Source organism: Vibrio sp. V03_P4A6T147 (assembly GCF_002241085.1).
Lineage (GTDB): Bacteria > Pseudomonadota > Gammaproteobacteria > Enterobacterales > Vibrionaceae > Vibrio > Vibrio anguillarum.
Genome location: NZ_NDIO01000133.1, coordinates 1 through 2,223, shown reverse-complemented (window position 1 = coordinate 2,223; position 2,223 = coordinate 1). Strand labels below are relative to the sequence as shown.

Genomic DNA, 2,223 nt, shown 5'->3' with positions numbered 1-2,223 from the left:
GTTGGATAGACCATCGCTAAGGATGTGCATGGCGACACACCCATGGCTTACTAAATTGCCTTCTACAATTCATTTTGTGCCCTACAGCGTGTTTCATTAGCAGCAGTAATCGATTACTAATCCTTATTTGAAAACACCTTCAATAAGATGCTAATTGCTTATGAGGATCACTTAGTTCGAACTTAGCCCAACATCTAAAAAACCGATTTAAACATTGTCGTTTTTGTTCAATCTTAGCGAGCGGACATTGCTTATTATGTGTGACATCCGAAAGCGAGGCACTTCTTAGATAAAGGTGTAAAGCTTTCCAGTAAATCAAAAAAATTAGGTAAAAAACGATGTTAGAAATTAAACCAATAGAAAATCTAGAAGAAATCAGCACACTAAAGCAAGCATATTTTGCACAATCAACAGCACCGCTTGATGGTATGTGGCACTTTGGATTTGTACCCATGTCTACACACTTTGGGTTTTATGAGCAAGAAATCCTAGTTGGATACTGCTGCATCAATGGTGAAGGTTATATGTTGCAGTTCTACTTGAGTAATGATGCTAAAATGGATGCAAAAGAACTTTTCACGCTTATCGCAGAACAAAATAGCTCAATCATTGGGGCTGTAAATGGTGCATTTGTCAGTACAGCAGAGCCGCAATATCTGTCACTTAGCCTTGATAACGCATCAGCAGTGAAGGTTAATTCTCTGATGTACAAGCAAAAAGAGGCGAGTAAGCAAAGCATTATCCCAGAGTTTGAACTAAAGCTAGCAGAGTCAGAGCAACTGGAGCAGTTTGTTGAGTTTGCAGCCACTACTATTGGCGCACCAGAGCAGTGGCTTACAGGCTACTTTGGTAACCTGATTGATCGTAAAGAGTTATTCGGTTACTGGAGCGAGAATGAACTTATTGCAACAGGCGAGTGCCGTCTGTCTGATGAGTACCAAACGGAATATGCAGACCTTGGCATGATTGTCGCTCAATCACAACGTGGAAAAGGCATTGCTACTCAACTGCTTAAATGGTTAGTCAACTCAGCTAATCAGCGTGGTTTAACGCCTATCTGTTCTACTGAGAGCATTAATGTAGGTGCACAAAAAGCTATTAAACGTGCGGGTTTATCATCTTCAAACCGCATTGTTCAGGTTGAATTTAACAACAAATAACTTGTTATCCCTCTTGCTGTGGTAAGGGGGATTTTTGTTTACGACGATCTGACTTATAGTACCCTTAATCAATAAACCTAACGGAAATGGTTATGATCCATTGGCTAAAGTCGCCAAACTCACCATGTGTTTCCCAATATGTAGAATGCTATTGGTTGATTGATAAGTGCCCTGATTCAGAGACTTATCAATTCCCAAAGCTCAACCCTGACCCATCGGCACATTTGATTCTTTCACCTCACAATCAAGCCTACTCTTATGACCTGAACCCGAGCATAGCGAAGGGAGAAGGCAGCCATTGGCTTTATCCACATCGGCAGACCTTTGAATTAGATCACTCTAAGCCATTTGTTCATCTTGGTATCAAGTTTCGTGTCGGCGCTCTTTACTGTTTACCCGATTTTTCTACCAATCCTTTGGCACTAGATGAAGTGGAGTCAGTGGAAGACTCAACATTGTTCAAGCAATTAGGTATGGATGAAAGCAAACTGATTGAACAGGCTCGAACTAATCCACAGCAGTGTGTAGAGCAGTTAGATACGATGCTGTCGCCTTGGTTGGAACAGTGCACCGAAGATCAGCACAGTAAAATCACTCGCAATGTACTTAAACATCTAGACCAGAGTACGATATCTGAGCTGGGTGAAAAACTGTATTGTTCACAAAGAACCCTAGAAAGAAGCTTTCAACGCACCACAGGGCTTACCCTTAAACAGTGCCAGTCGATGAATAGATTAGAAGCAATGCTAGAGTATCTCTATCAACGTGAATCGACTGAACTAGATTGGGTTGAAGTTGTCTTCAAATTTGGTTTTAGTGATCAACCTCACTTGATCCGCCACCTTAAAAAACAGCTTGGCTTTACACCTAAAACTTATGAGAAAGAGCGAGGGTTGACGATTGATGTCTATGGTGGTGTTAGTTCAAAATCAAAGTTAGGCTGATGGAACTATTCAATGGGCACTAACGCATTACAGAACCTAATTTAAAGTGAAAGTATTGACGTAATTATTTTAGCTCGCTCTGTCCAAATCCCTGTTAGCGGATACGATACTAATGGAAA

General features: G+C 40.9%; 2 protein-coding genes. Both read left to right on the top strand.

The features are described 5' to 3' along the window. Window positions 1-338: 338 nt before the first annotated feature. Window positions 339-1,160, top strand: a complete 822-nt coding sequence (locus B9J84_RS05015; protein ID WP_017047841.1) for a GNAT family N-acetyltransferase — start codon at window positions 339-341, stop codon at window positions 1,158-1,160. Window positions 1,161-1,252: 92 nt separating this feature from the next. Further along, window positions 1,253-2,104 carry an AraC family transcriptional regulator gene (locus tag B9J84_RS05010; protein ID WP_094123676.1) on the top strand — a complete coding sequence of 284 codons (852 nt, stop codon included), beginning with the start codon at window positions 1,253-1,255 and terminating at the stop codon, window positions 2,102-2,104. Window positions 2,105-2,223: the final 119 nt, after the last annotated feature.

Bases quoted from the DNA above. Each gene is read 5' to 3' on its own strand.
- B9J84_RS05010 (WP_094123676.1), top strand. From the start codon at position 1,253: ATGATCCATTGGCTAAAGTCGCCAAACTCACCATGTGTTTCCCAATAT.
- B9J84_RS05015 (WP_017047841.1), top strand. From the start codon at position 339: ATGTTAGAAATTAAACCAATAGAAAATCTAGAAGAAATCAGCACACTA.